Genomic DNA, 16,972 nt, shown 5'->3' with positions numbered 1-16,972 from the left:
AGGCTACTCGAGGCCGTTCAGCGCCCCGGCTCCTCCGCGGCCGCGGCCGCCGTGGTCACCGTCGCGATGCGCCCCGTCGTGTCGGCGACGGAGTTCGCGCCGTCGATCTCTAGGCTCTCGGCCGCGACCGTGCCGCGGTCGATGGTCTTCTTCAGCGGAACCTCCCGCAGGAAGCACACCAGAATCGTCGCCAGCAGGATCAGCGGCAGGATGTACAGGAAGATCGGCGTGAGCGCGTCGTTGTAGGCGCCGATGATGACATTCCGGATCTGCGTCGGCAGCTCCTTGACCGTTTCCGGCGTCAGGCTGTTCGTGGCTCCGGCCGCACCGCCGCCGGCGCCCGCCGGCATCCGCTGCGTGAGCAGATCGATCAGCCGCGCCGTGAAGACGCTGCCGACGACCGCCGAGCCCAGCGAGGCGCCGATCTGGCGGAAGTAGTTGTTGGTGGCCGTGGCGACGCCGACCTCGGAGTTCGGGAACGTGTTCTGCACGACCAGCACGAAGATCTGCATGCACAGCCCCAGTCCCAGTCCCATCACGCCCAGGAACACGCACATGATCCACACCGGCAGCGTGCTGGTCATGGTGGACAGCAATACCATGCCGCCGGCCGTCACGAGCGTTCCCGAGATGGGCGCCCACTTGTACCGGCCGGTGCGTGTCACCAGCGCACCGGAGATGATCGAGGACACCAGCACGGTGCCCATCATCGGGATCATCAGCAGCCCGGACTGGGTGGCGTTCGCTCCGGTGACCATCTGCAGGTACGTGGGGATGTAGGCCAGCGTGCCGAACATGGCCACGCCGATGGCGAGCCCCGCCGCGGTCATGAGGTTGAAGTTCAGCTCGCGGAAAAGGTGCAGCGGCATCACCGGCTCCGGAGCGTGCAGCTCGACGAGCACGAACGCGACGGCGGCGCTGACTGTGCCCGCGATGAGTCCGATGATCTGCGGGGAGTCCCACGCGTAGCCGTAGGGGGAGTCGTGCCCGCCCCAGGTGCTGATGAGCACGATGCCGGTGGAGGCCAGAGCCAGCAGGGCGATGCCCAGCACATCCAGCCGTACGCGGTGCTTCGGTGCGGCGGGCAGATGCAGGAAGACGGCGGCGGCGATGATGGCCAGGATGCCGAGCGGGATGTTCATCCACAGGCCCCAGCGCCACGTGAGGTCGTCCGTGAACCAGCCGCCCAGTAGCGGACCCGCCACCGACGAGATGGCGAACACGCCGCCCATGATGCCCATGTACTTGCCGCGCTCGCGAGCAGGTACGACGTCGGCGATGATGGCCTGCGACAGGATCATCAGGCCACCGCCGCCGAGTCCCTGCACGCCTCGGCCGATGATCAGCCAGGTCATGTCCTGCGACCAGCCGCCGATGATCGACCCGATGATGAACACCGAGATCGCGCCGATGAAGATGCCCTTGCGGCCGATCAGGTCACCGAGCTTCCCGTACACCGGCAGCATGATCGTGGAGGCCAGGATGTAGACCGTGATGACCCAGCTCATCTCGTCGACGCCGTGCAGGTCGCCGACGATCGTGGGCAGTGCGGTGCTGAAGATGGTCTGGTCGAGGGATGCCAGCAGCATCGTGACCATGAGCCCCGCGAACACCAGCAGGACGTTGCGGGTGTGGTGCGGCTCGAGGACCGGGTCTGGTTCTTCGATGGCGCTCATGAGAGCCTTTCGATGGATTCGCGGACGAGGGCTGCCGCTCGGGTGTGCAGCAGTGCGAGGGATGTGTCGGCGGGCAGATCGGCGTGGCCGGGGGAGAGCTCGAGCGTGGCCGCGCGCAGCGCCGCGCCGCACATCATCAGCAGGATCTGCGCGTGGGGATCGGGTGCGGTGGGCTCGTCGGCCTCGGCTCCGTTGTCGAATGCTGGGCTGTCGGATGCTGGGCTGTCGGATGCTGCGCCGCCGCGCGTCATGAGTGACTGCACGCCCTTGGCAAGCGGGTCCAGCATCCGACCGATGTGGCTGAAATGACGGCCGAGCAGCTCGGGATGGTCGCGCAGGATGGCACGACGCCGCTCGCGCAGGCCGTGATCGAGCATGGCGCTGTCGCTGGCACGCATCAGCAGCTCGAGGATGCTGTCGACGACGGGCCCCGGAGGGATCTCGTCCACGGCATCCGACACCGCGCGACGCGTCGCCTCCTCGGTTCCCAAGCCGAGGATCGCGTCCTCTTTGCTGTCGAAGTAGTTGAAGAAGGTGCGAGGAGAGACCTCCGCGCGCTCGCTGATGGCGTCGATCGTCAGCGCATCCAGGCCGTCCTCGGCGACGATCGCGACAGCCGCCTGCTCCAGACGACGGCGCGTCTGCTGCTTCTTGCGCTCGCGAAGGCCCGGCTCCCTGTTCCTGCTCACTCGAGAAGTCTGCGCGCGCGAGAATTCATGCGCAACGGCAAACTTGCATTAGTGCATGATTGTCAGCGAACTCATATGCCGGGCGCTCTTGCAGATCCCGCTTCTCGCGTCAACCGGGGAGCCGAATCGCGCGGTCGCTCATAGAGTCGGGATCGACGCGGTGCCCGAGCAGCCATGCCGCACCCGATACGCGGCACGCGAGATGCGGCGCCCGGGCCGCGCAGTCAGGAGTGATCCATGCCCGCCTTCGACGATCAGCCGACCGAGCCGCTGCTGGACGGAAGGTACCGCCTGGGACCCTGCGTCGGGCGAGGCGCGACGTCGGCGGTCTACTGCGCCGAGGATCTGAAGCTGGGACGGATGGTCGCGATCAAGCTGCTGAAGAGCCTGGACGAACTGCCGATGTCGCTCGAGCGGGTCAGGATGGAGACAGCCGTGCTGGCGAGCCTGCACCACCCCTCACTGGTCACGTTGTACGACGCCCGACTGGATCCCGACCACCCCCGGTATCTGGTGATGGAGTACGTCGAGGGGCCCACGCTGGCGTCGCTGCTGCACGCGGGGCCACTGACCCCCATGGCGGCCGCGTCGCTGGCACGCGACATCGCCGAGGGTTTGGAAGCCGTCCACCGCGCCGGGATCATCCACCGCGACGTCAAACCCTCGAACGTGCTGATGGCCTCGCCTGAGCACGCTGGTGCGCGCAGAGTCGCGAAGCTGACGGACTTCGGAGTCGCCTTCGACATCGATGATGCCAGGTTGACATCACCCGGAGTAGCCATCGGCACTGCCGCCTACATGGCTCCGGAGCAGGTTCGCGCCGCGGAGCTGACCACAGCCGTCGACATCTACTCCCTCGGCCTCGTGCTGATCGAGTCGCTCACCGGCCGGCCGGCGTATCCGATCGCAGGCGGAGTCCAGACGGCTCTGCGGCGGCTGAGCGAGCCTCCGGCCGTTCCGTCATCAGCCGGGCCGGGGTGGCACATCCTCCTCACGAGGATGACCCGCACCGATCCCGCGCAGCGCCCGTCAGCGGGAGATGTCGCACGGGCGGCCCTCGTGCTCGAGGACCGCGAGCCGCCGGATGCTCGGGACGTGGCCCGCACGTTGCCCATCGGGCTGACGCCCGATGCTGCAGAGCCTCACGACGTCGACTCCGATCCGCTCGGGACGACCGGGGAACATCCAGGCGGCCCCCGCCGGAGGGGCCAATCGCGCGGTCTGCGCTTCACCGTCGCGGGCGCGCTCGGCGTCGCCGCGCTTTCGCTGTTCGCGATCGCGGGAGCGTGGAACTCGGCAGGTCCCGCAGTGCCGCCTGCGCGCGTCGCCATCAGCCCCGCGGCGTCCGATCAGCCCGACCCGCTCGATACGCCCTCGGATTCCGGTGCCGGCGTGCAGACCGGACCTGTGACGTCCCAGACCGGTCACGGCCAGAACGGCCACGGCCAGACCGGGCACGGGCAGCGTGCCCGCGCAGGATCGCACGGTGCGGAGAAGGCCGCGAACCCCAACCAGGGAACGGGAAGCAACTCGGGAAAGTCCGGGTCGCCCGGGCACGGCGGGTGAGCTGCCTCACGACGAATGCGCGAAGCATGCCCCGGGCCGCATACCACCCCGCGTACGCTGAAGACAGCGATCGGCATCCGCCCTTGGCTCGACCGGCTCAAGGGCTCCCGACCGGCAGGAGAACGACATGTCTCTCACGCACACAGACACGACCGAGGCCTCCAGGCTCACCCCCGGCCGGATCCGCCAGACGTACGCGGGGAACTCCGAGTTCCCGCCGATGGCGCGCGCTTATCGCGACGTCCTGAATGTCGTCCGCGACACCGGGCTGCTGGGCCGAACGCCCAGGTTCTACTCGGTGGTCGCCGCCGGCCTCGCGGTGGCCTTCGCCGGCTGCATCGCCGGCTTCCTCCTGCTCGGCGACAGCTGGTTCCAGCTGCTCATCGCCGGAGCGCTCGGCATCCTGTTCACCCAGGTCGCCTTCCTCGCCCATGAGGCCGCTCACCGGCAGATCCTCGCCTCGGGCCCGGCGAACTTCCGGCTCGCACGCATCCTGGCCGGTGTCGTCGGGATGAGCTATTCCTGGTGGGACTCCAAGCACACCAGACATCACGGCAATCCCAACACAGTCGGCAAGGACCCCGACATCGCGGTCGACACGATCTCCTTCCTGGAGGAGGATGCCGCGCGCTCGCGCGGGATCATCCGATGGATCACCCAGCGACAGGGCTGGCTGTTCTTCCCCTTGCTGACGCTGGAAGGCCTGAACCTGCACCGGCTCAGCTTCCAGCACCTGTTCTCACGCGGCAAAGTGACGGGCCGCTGGACCGAGCTGGGCCTCATCGTCGCTCGCTTCGCCATCGTGCTGGTGCCGCTGTTCCTGCTGCTGCCGCTGGGCATGGCCTTCGCCTTCTTCGGTGTGATGGTCGCCGTGTTCGGCGTGTACATGGGTGCCACCTTCGCCCCGAACCACAAGGGGATGCCGATCATCGCCCCCGAGGCCAGGCTCGACTTCTTCACGAAGCAGGTGCGCACGTCCCGCAATGTCAGCGGCGGCTGGTGGGCGACCTGGCTGATGGGCGGTCTGAACTATCAGGTCGAGCACCATCTGTTCCCGAGCATGTCCCGACTGCACCTGTCACGCGCGAGGGAGATCGTGCGGGAGTACTGCCGCACGAACGATGTGCCCTACACCGAGGTGTCGATGCTGCGCTCTTACAGCATCGTCATCCGGTACCTCAACCGCGTCGGGCTTGCCGCTAGCGACCCGTTCGCCTGTCCTGCGGCCGCGCAGTTCGGTCGCAGCTGAGCGCTGCAGGTCCCCGAGATCGAGAGAGCCCCTTCGCCATTCACGGCGAGGGGCTCTCTCAGATCGTCAGGGGCCTGCTTCAGTGCCTCCGGTGCTCCTGGTAGTACGCCAGCAGCGCTCGGGTGGACGCGTCCTGCCCGGCCAGGGCATCGGCGTCGCCCTCAATGGCCGGGGCGATCTGCAGCGCCAGCTGCTTGCCCAGCTCCACGCCCCACTGGTCGAAGGAGTTGATGCCCCAGATCGTGCCCTGCGTGAACGTGATGTGCTCGTACAGGGCGATGAGCTGACCGAGCACGGCCGGAGTCAGCGACGGCGCGAAGATCGACGTGGTGGGCCGGTTGCCCGGGAAGGTCCGTGCGGCGACCAGAGCGCCGGTAGTGCCCTCGCTCTCGACCTCGGCCGCGGTCTTGCCGAACGCCAGCGCCTTGGTCTGCGCGAGGAAGTTCGCCAGGAACAGCCCGTGCACGTCGCGACCGCCGTCGGAGAGCGGGTACGCGGGGTTCACGAACGCGATGAAGTCCGCGGGGATCAGCCGGGTGCCCTGGTGGATCAGCTGGTAGAACGCGTGCTGGCCGTTGGTGCCGGGCTCGCCCCAGAACACCTCGCCGGTGGTGGTGGTGACCGGCGAGCCGTCCCAGCGCACCGACTTGCCGTTGGACTCCATGGTCAGCTGCTGCAGGTACGCGGCGAAGCGGCTGAGCTGCTGCGCGTACGGCAGCACCGCGTGCGACTGCGCACCCAGGAAGTTCGAGTACCAGACGTTGAGCAGCCCCATCAGGACCGGCACGTTCTGCGCCAGGGGGGTGGTGCGCACGTGCTCATCCACGGCGTGGAAGCCCGACAGCAGTTCGCGGAATCGTTCGGGTCCGAACACCACGGCCAGCGAGAGGCCGATGGCGGAGTCGACGGAGTAGCGGCCGCCCACCCAGTCCCAGAACCCGAACGCGTTGGCCGGGTCGATGCCGAACTCGGCCACCTTGTCGAGGGCCGTGGAGACGGCCACGAAGTGGTGGGCCACGGCATCCGTCCTGCTCTGGTCGTCGTCGGCGATGGCTCCGGATGCAGCAAGCCCCGCCCACAGCCAGTCGCGCGCGAGGCGCGCGTTGGTGAGCGTCTCCAGGGTGGTGAACGTCTTCGAGGCGACGATGAACAGCGTGGTCTCAGGGTCGAGGTCGGCCGTCTTCTGCGCCATGTCGGTGGGGTCGATGTTCGACACGAACCGGGCCTGGATACCGGCATCCGCGTACGGCTTGAGCGCCTCGTAGACCATCACGGGACCGAGATCGGAGCCGCCGATGCCGATGTTCACGACGTGCGTGACCTTCTTGCCGGTCACGCCCTTCCACTCGCCCGAGCGCACCCGATCGGCGAAGGCGGAGAGGGACGCGAGCACGGACTGCACATCGGCATCCACGTCCTGACCGTCCACGACCAGCGTCGGCGTCGCGCCCTGCGGGCGACGCAGGGCGGTGTGCAGCACGGCACGGTCCTCGGTGGTGTTGATGTGCTGGCCTCGAAGCATCGCTGCGTAGCGCTCGGCGACGCCGGTCTGCTCGGCCAGGCGCACGAGGGCTGCCAGGACCTCGTCGGTCACCAGGTTCTTCGAGAGGTCCACGTGCAGGTCGCCCAGCGGCAGCGAGAAGCGCTGCACGCGCTCGGGATCCTCGGCGAACCACGCGCGCAGATCGGGGGAGAAGCTCTCCTGCAGAGCGGTGAGCTCGGCCCAGGCGGAGGTGGTCGTCGCATCGATAGGAGACGTCATGGAATCAACGTTAGCGCCGGATGCCGGAGGGCGGTCGTTCCGGGTCGCTCGGGCCTCATACATGCCACGGCAAGGTGCGAGGACTATCGTCGCGACATGCTCGAGGCGATGCCGAACCGGTCCGGGGCGATCGACCTCGTCCGCATCATCGCGGTCGCGGCGATCGTGGCCGGTCACGTCTTCACCCGTGACGCCACCGGCGATCTGCTGTACACCTGGCACGTCGCGGTGTTCTTCATCCTCTCGGGCTATCTGTGGAAGCCGCACCGCTCTCTGCGCATCGAGCTGAGCCGCCGGCTCCGCTCACTGGGCCGTCCGTATCTCGCCGGATTCGTGATCCTCACCGTCGCACTGCTCCTGCAGGGCTTCGAGGACACCGGGCAGCGGATCCTCGGCGGTCTGTACGGCGGCGGCGTGGCGGGGATGCCGTACATCACGTTCTGGTTCATCACCACGCTGTTCTTCACGGCCCTGCTGCTGCGGCTGATCGAGCCCCTGCCGCTGGCCGTGCAGTGGGCCGTCGGCGTCGTGGGCGCGATCGCCGGCTGGATCTGGGGCTCCGTGCTCTCCGACACGCCACTGGGCATCGGACTGGCTGTCACCTGCCTCGTCTACCTGCTCATCGGCGACGCCCTGCGCCGGGTGCGCGCGCGGATCAGGATGCCGCTGCTGACCGGCATCCTGCTCATCCTGATCAGCGCGGTGCTCATCATGACGGGGCTGTCGGACTTCATCGACATCAAGCAGGGCGACTACGGCACGCCCGTGGTCTCGCTGCTGGTCTCCGTCGCCATCTCGTTCGGCATGATCCTCGTCGCTGAGAGCCTGGTGCGCCCGGGCATGTTCTCCCAGGTGTGCACGCTGCTGGCGCTGCCGCTGCTGACCGTCGTGCTGCTGCACCCCGTCGTGCTGTGGACCACCTGGCCCGACCCGGTGGCCTTCGCCGTGGGCATGCTGGTGCCGCTGGCGATCGGGCTGGTGGCGCTGCGCACCCCGCTCTCACCCTGGCTCACCGGCCAGGAGCGACTCCGCCGCCCACCCGCTGAGCGCGTCGCGGGGTAGCGTTGCCTGTGACCCTGGAGGAAGCATGAAGACTGTTCCGTTCGGCACCCGCACCGCACCCGCGGTCATCTCCGGCATGATGCGCATCCCCGACAAGACGGATGCCGAGGTGCGGGAGCTGTACGACACCGCCCGCGCCGCGGGGATCGACTTCTTCGACCACGCCGACATCTACGGCGGCGGCATGCACGTCTGCGAGGACCGATTCGCCTCGGCGCTGAAGCTCTCCGCCGCCGAGCGCGCCGAGATCATCCTGCAGACCAAGTGCGGCATCGTCCCCTCGGAGCAGATGTTCGACTTCTCATACGAGCACATCATGACCCAGGTCGAGGGATCGCTGAAAGCACTGCGCACCGACTACCTCGACGTGCTGCTGCTGCACCGCCCCGACGCGCTCGTGGAGCCCGAGGAGGTCGCCCGCGCGTTCGACGAGCTCGCGAGCTCCGGCAAGGTGCGCTCCTTCGGCGTCTCCAACCACACGCCGCGCCAGATCGACCTGCTGCGCACGGCCGTCACGCAGCCGCTCATCGCCAACCAGCTGCAGCTGTCGATCACGCACTCGCCGATCATCGCGCAGGGCGTGGCGGCCAACATGTCCGGCGAGGAGCAGAGCATCGTCCGAGACGGCGGCGGGATCGTGGAGTACTGTCGCGCAGGCGGCATCACGATCCAGGCGTGGTCGCCGTTCCAGGCCGGATTCTTCGACGGCGTGTTCCTCGGCAACCCGAAGCATGCCGAGCTGAACGCCGTGATCGACCGGCTGGCGGCGAAGCAAGGCGTCGAGCCCATCGCCATCGCGACGGCCTGGATCACCCGGCATCCCGCGCACATGCAGGTCGTGCTGGGCACGACCACCCCGCAGCGGGTGACGGATGCTGCTGCCGGCGCCGACGTGGAGCTCAGCCGCGCCGAGTGGTACGAGCTGTTCCGCACGGCAGGGCACATCGTTCCGTGAACGCCGTGAACCCGCTCATCAGCGCCACTGAACTGCGCGAGCGCCTCGGCGAGGTGCAGGTTCTGGATGCCCGCTGGCAGCTCGGCCGCGACGACGGGCGCGAGAAGTACCTGGCAGGCCATATCCCCGGCGCGGTGTTCATCGACGTGGAGCGAGAGCTGGCCGGCCACGGCGAACCGAGCGATGGCCGGCATCCGCTGCCCGACGATGCGGCGCTCGCCGCCGCCGCCCGGCGCTGGGGCCTGCGAGCGGGAGCACCCGTGGTGGTCTACGACGACTTCCGGATGCTGGCGGCGTCGCGCGCCTGGTGGGCGCTGCGCCGAGCGGGGGTGGCCGACGTGCGCGTGCTGGACGGCGGGCTGCCGGCGTGGCTGGCGGCCGGAGGCGAGACGGCCACGGGAGACGTCGAGGTGCCCGAGGGGGACATCGAATTGGGCTCGCCCGGGTCCGAGGGCGTCATCGACATCGATGGGGCGGCCGCATGGCCGACGTCCGGCGTGCTGCTGGATGCGCGAGCAGCCGAGCGCTACCGGGGCGAGACCGAGCCCATCGATCCGGTCGCGGGGCACATCCCCGGCGCACGCAACCTGCCCATCGGTCGCGTGCTCACCGAGGATGCGCGGTTCCTGCCGGCGTCCGAGATCGCCGCGGCCTTCGATGCGGTCGGCGCGGACGGCTCCATGCCTATCGCGGCATACTGCGGATCCGGGATCACCGCCGCGCAGCTGGCGCTGGCGGGGGAGATCGCCGGACGCGCGGTGACGGTGTTCCCCGGGTCGTGGAGCGCGTGGTCGAACACGCCGAGGCGTCCGGTGGCCACCGGCGAGGAGTGACCGTCGCCCGTCGGTGAGGCGGCATCCTCTACTCTGTGAGCATGGGGTACCTGTTCTCGCTGCTCGTACTGGCGCTGATGGTGTTCGCGCTCGTGGACATCATCCGTCGTGACGACTCCCAGGTGCGGCACATGCCGAAGTTCGTCTGGCTGCTGCTGGTGATCCTGCTGCCGTTCATCGGCAGCGTGCTGTGGTTCGGCATCGGCAGGGAGTACCCCGAGGGCGGCATCCGCCTGGGCCGTCCGGCGCCCCGGCGGCGTTCCGAGCCCGCGCCGTCCGCGCCGCCCACCGTTCCCGCCGACACCCGCACCACCGAGCAGCAACTCGCCGATCTGGATCGCGAGATCGAAGAGGAGCGGCTGCGCGCGGAGATCGCCAAGCGCAAGCAGGAGCGCGGCGAGGCTTAGCGCAGCGACACCCGGACGGCCTCGTCCAGATCCGGATGCCGGAAGGCATAGCCGGCTTCGGCGAGCCGACCGGGCAGCACCCACCTGCTCTTCAGGATCAGCTCCGTCTCGGTGCGGATGGCGATCGCACCCAACTCCAGCATCCACCGCGGCGTGGGCGGGCCGAACCGCACGCCCAGCGCCCTGCGCACGGCCGCCATGAAGGCCACGTTGTCGACGGGATTCGGCGCGGCCGCATTGACGGGCCCACTCAGTTCCGGATGCTGTTCGAGGAAGTCGATGATGCCTGCGACGTCGTCGAGGTGGATCCAGCTGAACCGCTGATGGCCGTGGCCAGAGCCGTGCTGGTGCGCGGTGCCGGCGGCGCGGCGTGCCTTCGTCACGGGCCACCAGCCGTCGAACTGCGGGCCACCGAGCCCCAGGGGTGCCAGCCGTCGCAGGGTGCCGAGCACTCCGCCGTCACCCAGTACGATCGCCGTGCGCAGCGCGATGCGACGCGTTGCGGGGAGATCGTCGGCGAACAGCGCCCGCTCCCAGGCCTTGGCGACCTCGACGGAGAATCCCGTGCCGATGTCTCCGTCGGCCTCGGTCTGCGGGCGGTCCTCGGCGTGCCGGTAGATGGTGGCCGTCGACGAGTTCACCCACAGCGGCGGAGGAGCGGATGCCCGGCCGATGGCCGTGCTGAGGGCGGTGGTGGTGTCCAGCCGGGACGAGAGGATCAGCGCGCGATTGGTCGGCGTGTACCGACAGCTCACACTCTTGCCGGCGAGACCAACCACGAGCTCGGCGCCGTCGACAGCCGCATCGATGCCGGACTGGTCGGTCCAGGTCAGGTCCGCACCGGCGCGCGAGATCGTGATGACCTCGCGACCCTGTGCGCGGTATGTCTGCTGCAGGCGGGTTCCGATGAACCCCGTCGATCCGCCGATCACCACACGTCCGTCAGCCATGATCCCGCCCTTCAGATGCCTCGAGATCCAGGATACGCATATATTGAACATGTTCAAAAATGAAGCAGCACGTATTCGCTCGAACCTCGGACGCCACGGATCAGGCGGTCTCCGGCTCGATGCGGTACTCGAACATGCCCTCGTACTCATACAACCGCCCGAGCAGCGGCATGTCGACGGTGAGTGCCACGCGCTGACGGCCGGTCTGCCTCTCGGCGCTCTCACGCAGCTGGATCACGGGAGAGATGAAGCGCGGCAGCGTGATGCGCGTGCGTCCGATCCGGACACCCACGGCCCGGCTGCGCAGTGTGAGGGCACCATCGTCGACGGCGACTTCGAAGGCGACGGCGAGCGTCGTCGGCTCGCCGAGCTGATCCAGCACTCGACCACGCGGACGCGCACTGACGGCATCCTTCATCATCCAGTCGCCGTCCGGAAGGCGCAGAGTGCGGATGCTGACGGCCTTGCCCGCGATGGTGCGGTTGCGCACGGTGAACGGCACCTCGTGGTGCCAGCCGGCGTGCACGACGGCGTGATTCTGCAGCACCCGCAGCAGCGGCCACAGCCACCTTCGCGGCGTGCCCACGCGCTCGAACACACCCTCGCCGATGCCGATCTGCCCCCGTGGGATCGCTGAGAAGTACGTGCGCAGTGCGGGGTGCAGCAGTGCCCGGTGCTCGCCCAGCGCCCGCAGATACGGGGACTGAGGCACGTGTTCCATGCTTCGAGAGTAGCCCTCGGGTGGGGCGACTCAGGCCTCCTTCAGGCGCACCAGCCGCTCGTGCCCGTTCTCGGAGAGCTCGGCGATGTCGTCGCGTGAGCGCAGGAAGTCGTTGAACGACCGGAAGCCCAGCGCCTTCTCGCTGAAGGACGGATCCATGCGGCGCATCTGCGTCTTCACCGCCGAGGCGTGCAGCCACTCGTCGGCGTCGCCCTTATCGTGCCCCAGCTGCAGCGCGCGCTCCAGCAGCATCGTCGCCTCGCCCTGCTCGTCGGGCTTCGCGGCGGCCTTGGCCCGGCGGGTGGTGGCCGGCTTCTTCTCGTCCTTGGCCTTCGCGCCCTTGGTGTCCTTCGCCGGGGCATCCTTGGCCTTCTGCTCGGGGCGCACGACGCCGGGGAGCGACTCGTAGCCGGCGAACTCGTCGCACGCCGCGGCCAGCGACTTGGCGGTCGAACCCGCCACACCCACGCCGATCACGTAGCGGCCCAGGCGCTTGCAGCGCTGCGCGAGCGGCACGTAGTCGCTGTCGCCGGCGACCACGACCACGTGGGTCAGGTCGGGCAGGCGGAACATGTCCTCGACGGCATCCACGGCCAGGCGGATATCGGCGCCGTTCTTGGCGTAGGCGGCGGCGGGGAACAGCTGCACGAGGTCGACCGCACGCGCCACGAGCTGCGAGCGGTATTCGGCGTTCACCGGCGAGGACCAGTCGGCATACGCGCGGGTGAGCACCAACGTGCCGAACGAGGAGGCGTAGTCGATGATCGCGCCGACCTCGATCATGGCCTGCTTCAGGCGCTCGGCGACCTCTTTGTCGTGCGGGTCGTCGGTGATGCGCTGGCGGTCCTTGCCGTAGGCGTTGCGACCGTGCACCCGGTCGTACCAGCTGATGACGATGTTGTCGAAGTCCAAGTAGACCGCGACGCGTCCTGTTGCCTCCGCCATGCTCAGACCTCCTCGGGGTAGCGCACGCCGATCTGGCGGCGGATCTCGTCGAGCGTGCCCATGATGGCGACGGACTCGGCGATGGGGAGTGCGAGGCCTCCGCTTCCGCCGTCGGCGACGGCTCTCTCCGCGGCGAATGCCTGATACTGCATACCGCGGCCGTCGACCTGGGACTCGTATTCCTCGAGCACGGTCCCGTCGGTCGCGGTCACACGGAAGGAAGTGGGCGTGTACCAGACGTGGTCGAGCTGCAGCCAGGCATCCGTCCCCACGATCGTGGCGGTGTTCGGTCCCGCTGCTCGCGACGACGACAGGCTCGTGGAGACGGCGCCGCCGGCATGAGTCATGACGGTCGCGATCTCGGCATCCGCTCCGGTCTCGCCGAGACGTGCGGATGCCTGGATGCTGACCGGCTCGCCCAGCACGTCCCAGATGAACGAAACGGGATAGATGCCCAGGTCCAGCAGCGCGCCGCCGCCGAGCTCCAGGGCATTCAACCGATGCGCGGGGTCGGTGGGCAGGTGCTGGGTGTGATCGGCCATCACCGCACGGATCTCGCCGAGAGTGCCCGCGGCGAGGATCTCGCGGATGCGCACCATGGGCGGCAGGTAGCGCGTCCACATCGCCTCCATGGCCAGCAGACCCTTCTCGGCCGCCAGCCGCTGAAGGTCCTCCGCCTGTGCGCGATTGAGCGTGAACGCCTTCTCGACCAGCACGTGCTTGCCGTGCTCGAGCGCGAGCCGGGCGTTCTCGTGGTGCATCGGGTGCGGTGTGGCGACGTAGATGATGTCGATGTCGGGGTCTTCGACCAGTGCCTCGTACGAGGCATGCGCGCGGGGGATGCCGAACCGCGCGGCGAACGTGCCGGCGGATTCCTGTGAGCGCGAGCCCACAGCCTGCAGGTCGAGACCCGCGGTGCGCAGGTCGGAGGCGAAGGAGGCGGCTATGCCGCCCGTGGCGAGGATGCCCCAGCGAAGTCCGGTCATGGCGTCCAGCGTAGTGCGCGGCACCGACGCTGACGGCGATGCGGCGGTCAGACGGCGGCCATCGAGCTCTGCTCCACCAGAGGGAACACCTGGTCGGCGATGCGCTCCAGCTCCTCGACCAGCGGGGACGCCTGGATCAGCAGCAGGCTTATGCCGGCATCCGCATACTCGTTGATGCGCTCCGCGACCTGCTCTGCGGTGCCGACCAGGTTCGGGCGCAGCCCGCGGGTGCCGACCGAGTACTCGCGGCGGGACAGCTCCAGCGACAGGTTCGAGTTCTGCCGGAACTGCTCGAACGAGGCGTAGCCGGGGGAGGCCGGGTCGACGGTGGTGATGCGGTCCAGTTCGCGCTGCGCCTCGGCCTCGGTGTCGCGCACGATCACGTACGCGGGCATGCCGAACTCCGCCACCGGGCGACCGTGCAGGCGCTCGGAGCGTGCGTTCATGTCACTCACGTTCGCGCGCACCTCGTCCAGCGTGCCGCCGTGCATGACGTACGCGTCGGCGAAGCCGGCGATGGCCTCGCGACCCGACTCGCTCTCGCCGCCGGCGAAGACCACCGGATGGGCCGACGGCTTGGGCTCCACGATCGTGCCCTCGAACTCGTAGTGGTCGCCGCTGAAGCTGAACGGCGTGTGCTCCCACAGCCCGTTCAGCACCTGCACGAACTCGGTGGCCTGCGCGTACCGCGCGTCGTGCGCGGGGAAGACGCCGCCGAACTGGCGCGCCTCCTCGGCCCACCAGGCGGCCACCACGTTCAGCGCCACCCGGCCTGGTGCGATGCTGTCCAGCGTCGACACCGTCTTGGCCAGCACGGCCGGCAGGTGGAACCCGGGCCTAACCGCGGTCATCACACGCAGGCGCTCGGTGGCGGCGAGGATGGCCGCCGACAGCGACCACGCCTCCAGGCTCGGCGCGTCGGTGCCCTTGCGGTCGTTGAGGTACAGCTCCGGCACCAGCGTGGTGTGTAAACCGAGCCGGTCGGCGGTCACCGATACCTCGCGGATGTACTCCCAGGTGGCGGCCATCCGCCCCTCGTCGCGCACGTTGCGCAGGAATCCGCCGTATACGGGGGTCCAGTATCCGAGGTCGATGGGCATGACGTGCTCCTTCGGTGCGGGTCAGATGAGCGCGAGTGCGCGGTCGAGGTCGGCGATGAGGTCGGCAGGATCCTCGATCCCGATCGACAGTCGAACGGTGTTCAGCGAGATCCCCGCTGCCGCGCGCTGCTCGGCGGTGAGGTGGGAATGGGTCATGGATGCCGGGTGCGAGATCAAGCTGCGGGCATCGCCCAGATTCGCCACGAGGCGGAAGTACTTCAGCTCCTCGACGAGCCGTGAGATGCGCGCGAAGGCGTCCTGCTCGTCTCCTGCGATCTCGAAGGAGTACACCGAGGGCACGCCGTTCGGCAGGTACCGCTCGGCCAGTGCGTGCCAGGGGTTGCCTGCGAGACCGGGGTGGTTGACCTTCGCGACCGACGGATGCTGCGCCAGGTGCTGCGCGATGGTCAGGCCGCTCGCCGACTGGCGCGCCACGCGCAGGTCGAGTGTCTCGATGCCCTGCAGGATCTGCCAGGCGTTGAAGGGGGACAGCGAGGGGCCCAGGTCGTGCACGTACTTGGACTTCACCAGCACGGCGAACGCGCGGCCCTGCCCGAAGCGCTCCCACAGCACCAGATCGCCGAAGCGCGTGTGCGGCTGGGTGAACTGCGGCCAGCGCTCGGGTTCGGCGCCGAAGTCGAAGGTGCCCTGGTCGACCACCATGCCGCCCAGGGAGCTTCCGTGACCGGCCAGGAACTTGGTGGCCGAGTGCACCACGAAGTCCGCCCCGTGGTCACCCGGACGCACCAGCGCCGGGGTGCCGACGGTGCTGTCGACCACCAGGGGCACGCCGGCGGCATGGGCGATGTCGGCGACGAGCCGGGTGTCCAGCACCTGGGCCACGGGGTTCGCCACGATCTCCGCGAACACGGCACGGGTGTCGGGACGGATGGCCGCCCGCCAGGCATCCGGGTCATCCTGATCCACGAAGGTGACGGCGATACCGAAGTCGTCGAGGGTGTCCTGCAGCAGGTCGACGGTGCCGCCGTACAGCTGGTCGGCGGCGACGATGTGCCCGCCGCGGCCTGCCAGCGCCAGCAGTGTCACGGCCACCGCCGCCTGCCCTGAGGCGACGGCCACGGCGCTCGTGCCGCCCTCCAGGGCTGCCACGCGCTCCTCGAGGATGAGCTGGGTGGGGCTGGCGTTGCGGCTGTAGATGATGCCGGGCTTGCGCAGCGCGAACAGGTCGGCCGCCTCCTGCAGCGAGGAGAACTCGTAGGCCGCGGTCTGGTGGATGGCGGGGACGGCGCTGGTGAAGGACTGGCCGGCGGTGAATCCTGCCTGCACCTGCAGGGTGGCGAATCCGCCGGTCACGCTGCGGCCGCCGCTCGGGTGGTGTCGATCGCTCGGACGACGGCGGTGTGCACGTCGCCGGCGCGCAGGCGCTCCAGCCACAGCACGATGCCGGCGGCCACGCTGCGGTGGCTGGCATCGTTGAGCGCGTCGTGCAGGCCGTCGACGGTCTCGAGGATCTCGAGGTCCGGCACGGCCGACAGCGCGGCGCGGGCCTGCGCGAACGGGGAGACCGGATCGGCGCCGCCGTGCACGGCCAGCACCGGCACGGAGATGGCGGCGAGGTCGGCGGGGGCGGGCAGCTCAGGGGCCCCCGTTCTCTGGGTCGCTGAGCCTGTCGCCTGTGCTGAGCGAGCGGCCGCGAGTCGAAGTGAAGTGTCGGCGTGCTGCTCGGCGAGCACGCCCAGGTGCACGGGGCACGCGGTGCGCTCGGCATCCGTCGGAATGCGCTCCGGATCGACCACCACACCCGCGACGATCGCGGCATCTGCGACGTCGCCCTGAGCGAGCGCCGTGAGCACGGCCGTGGCACCGGCGTCGGAGCCGACCAGCACGCGCGGGCTCTCCTGCTCGCGGAGCCACGCGATCGCCGCACCCGCCTCGGCGAACACGCCGACGCCGTACCCGTCGGCGCTGATGCGCGTGCCGAAGCGGCGGTAGACCGCGGCTGTCTCGTCGCGACCCGGGATCAGCGCGAGCGTGCCGCGGGCACGGGATGCCGGTGTGAAGACGGCTGTGGGGGAGGGCGTACTGCTCATGCGTCCCATCCTTGACGGTC

At 69.1% G+C, this 16,972-nt stretch carries 16 protein-coding genes; 6 read left to right on the top strand and 10 right to left on the bottom strand.

Annotated elements, in window-relative coordinates; genetic code table 11:
• Nucleotides 1–17: 17 nt before the first annotated feature.
• Together Q0568_RS08725 and Q0568_RS08720 are read right to left on the bottom strand one after the other, a co-directional pair.
• The gene (locus tag Q0568_RS08725; RefSeq protein ID WP_298865460.1) at nt 18–1,676 is read right to left on the bottom strand and encodes an MDR family MFS transporter; all 1,659 of its coding nucleotides are present in this window, start codon (nt 1,674–1,676) and stop codon (nt 18–20) included.
• Entirely contained in the window at nt 1,673–2,365 is a 693-nt protein-coding gene (locus Q0568_RS08720; RefSeq protein WP_298865458.1) for a TetR/AcrR family transcriptional regulator, read from the bottom strand. The genes Q0568_RS08725 and Q0568_RS08720 overlap by 4 nt, the downstream gene beginning before the upstream one ends.
• Nucleotides 2,366–2,602: 237 nt before the next feature.
• Between Q0568_RS08720 and Q0568_RS08715 the strand changes: the two genes are divergently transcribed.
• Nucleotides 2,603–3,931 carry a serine/threonine-protein kinase gene (locus Q0568_RS08715; protein ID WP_298865457.1) on the top strand — a complete coding sequence of 443 codons (1,329 nt, stop codon included), beginning with the start codon at nt 2,603–2,605 and terminating at the stop codon, nt 3,929–3,931.
• Nucleotides 3,932–4,058: 127 nt separating this feature from the next.
• Nucleotides 4,059–5,180, top strand: a complete 1,122-nt coding sequence (locus tag Q0568_RS08710) for an acyl-CoA desaturase (RefSeq protein ID WP_298865454.1) — start codon at nt 4,059–4,061, stop codon at nt 5,178–5,180.
• 79 nt (nt 5,181–5,259) lie between these two features.
• Here the strand turns inward: Q0568_RS08710 and pgi are convergent, their stop codons facing one another.
• Entirely contained in the window at nt 5,260–6,942 is a 1,683-nt protein-coding gene (gene pgi / locus Q0568_RS08705) for a glucose-6-phosphate isomerase (RefSeq protein WP_298865453.1), read from the bottom strand.
• Between the two features lie 96 nt (nt 6,943–7,038).
• On the opposite strand from pgi, the gene Q0568_RS08700 reads away from it, so the two are divergent.
• The 4 genes from Q0568_RS08700 to Q0568_RS08685 are packed head-to-tail and all read left to right on the top strand — an operon-like array spanning nt 7,039 to nt 10,199.
• On the top strand, nt 7,039–8,004 hold the full coding sequence (locus Q0568_RS08700; RefSeq protein ID WP_298865451.1) for an acyltransferase family protein: 966 nt from the start codon (nt 7,039–7,041) through the stop codon (nt 8,002–8,004).
• A 25-nt stretch (nt 8,005–8,029) separates the two neighbouring features.
• Nucleotides 8,030–8,959, top strand: a complete 930-nt coding sequence (locus Q0568_RS08695; RefSeq protein WP_298865449.1) for an aldo/keto reductase family oxidoreductase — start codon at nt 8,030–8,032, stop codon at nt 8,957–8,959.
• Nucleotides 8,956–9,792, top strand: coding sequence for a sulfurtransferase (locus tag Q0568_RS08690; RefSeq protein WP_366941381.1), 837 nt, complete (start codon nt 8,956–8,958; stop codon nt 9,790–9,792). Before Q0568_RS08695 ends, Q0568_RS08690 begins: the two co-directional genes overlap by 4 nt.
• 41 nt (nt 9,793–9,833) lie before the next feature.
• Nucleotides 9,834–10,199 carry a PLD nuclease N-terminal domain-containing protein gene (locus Q0568_RS08685; protein WP_298866017.1) on the top strand — a complete coding sequence of 122 codons (366 nt, stop codon included), beginning with the start codon at nt 9,834–9,836 and terminating at the stop codon, nt 10,197–10,199.
• On the opposite strand, the gene Q0568_RS08680 is transcribed toward Q0568_RS08685, so the two are convergent.
• From Q0568_RS08680 to Q0568_RS08650, 7 genes are all read right to left on the bottom strand, one after another.
• The gene (locus Q0568_RS08680; protein ID WP_298865447.1) at nt 10,196–11,149 is read right to left on the bottom strand and encodes a DUF1731 domain-containing protein; all 954 of its coding nucleotides are present in this window, start codon (nt 11,147–11,149) and stop codon (nt 10,196–10,198) included. The genes Q0568_RS08685 and Q0568_RS08680 overlap by 4 nt on opposite strands.
• A gap of 100 nt (nt 11,150–11,249) precedes the next feature.
• On the bottom strand, nt 11,250–11,870 hold the full coding sequence (locus Q0568_RS08675) for a DUF4166 domain-containing protein (RefSeq protein ID WP_298865445.1): 621 nt from the start codon (nt 11,868–11,870) through the stop codon (nt 11,250–11,252).
• A 30-nt stretch (nt 11,871–11,900) separates the two neighbouring features.
• Nucleotides 11,901–12,815, bottom strand: a complete 915-nt coding sequence (locus Q0568_RS08670; RefSeq protein ID WP_298865443.1) for an NYN domain-containing protein — start codon at nt 12,813–12,815, stop codon at nt 11,901–11,903.
• A gap of 2 nt (nt 12,816–12,817) precedes the next feature.
• Nucleotides 12,818–13,801, bottom strand: a complete 984-nt coding sequence (locus tag Q0568_RS08665) for a Gfo/Idh/MocA family oxidoreductase (protein WP_298865441.1) — start codon at nt 13,799–13,801, stop codon at nt 12,818–12,820.
• A gap of 47 nt (nt 13,802–13,848) precedes the next feature.
• The gene (locus Q0568_RS08660) at nt 13,849–14,901 is read right to left on the bottom strand and encodes an LLM class flavin-dependent oxidoreductase (RefSeq protein WP_298865439.1); all 1,053 of its coding nucleotides are present in this window, start codon (nt 14,899–14,901) and stop codon (nt 13,849–13,851) included.
• A gap of 21 nt (nt 14,902–14,922) precedes the next feature.
• Nucleotides 14,923–16,215, bottom strand: coding sequence for a PLP-dependent transferase (locus Q0568_RS08655; protein WP_298865437.1), 1,293 nt, complete (start codon nt 16,213–16,215; stop codon nt 14,923–14,925).
• Nucleotides 16,212–16,952 carry a hypothetical protein gene (locus Q0568_RS08650; protein ID WP_298865435.1) on the bottom strand — a complete coding sequence of 247 codons (741 nt, stop codon included), beginning with the start codon at nt 16,950–16,952 and terminating at the stop codon, nt 16,212–16,214. Before Q0568_RS08650 ends, Q0568_RS08655 begins: the two co-directional genes overlap by 4 nt.
• Nucleotides 16,953–16,972: the final 20 nt, after the last annotated feature.

The organism is uncultured Microbacterium sp. (assembly GCF_937927635.1).
GTDB lineage: Bacteria > Actinomycetota > Actinomycetes > Actinomycetales > Microbacteriaceae > Microbacterium.
This window is presented reverse-complemented; position numbering and strand designations above follow the sequence as displayed.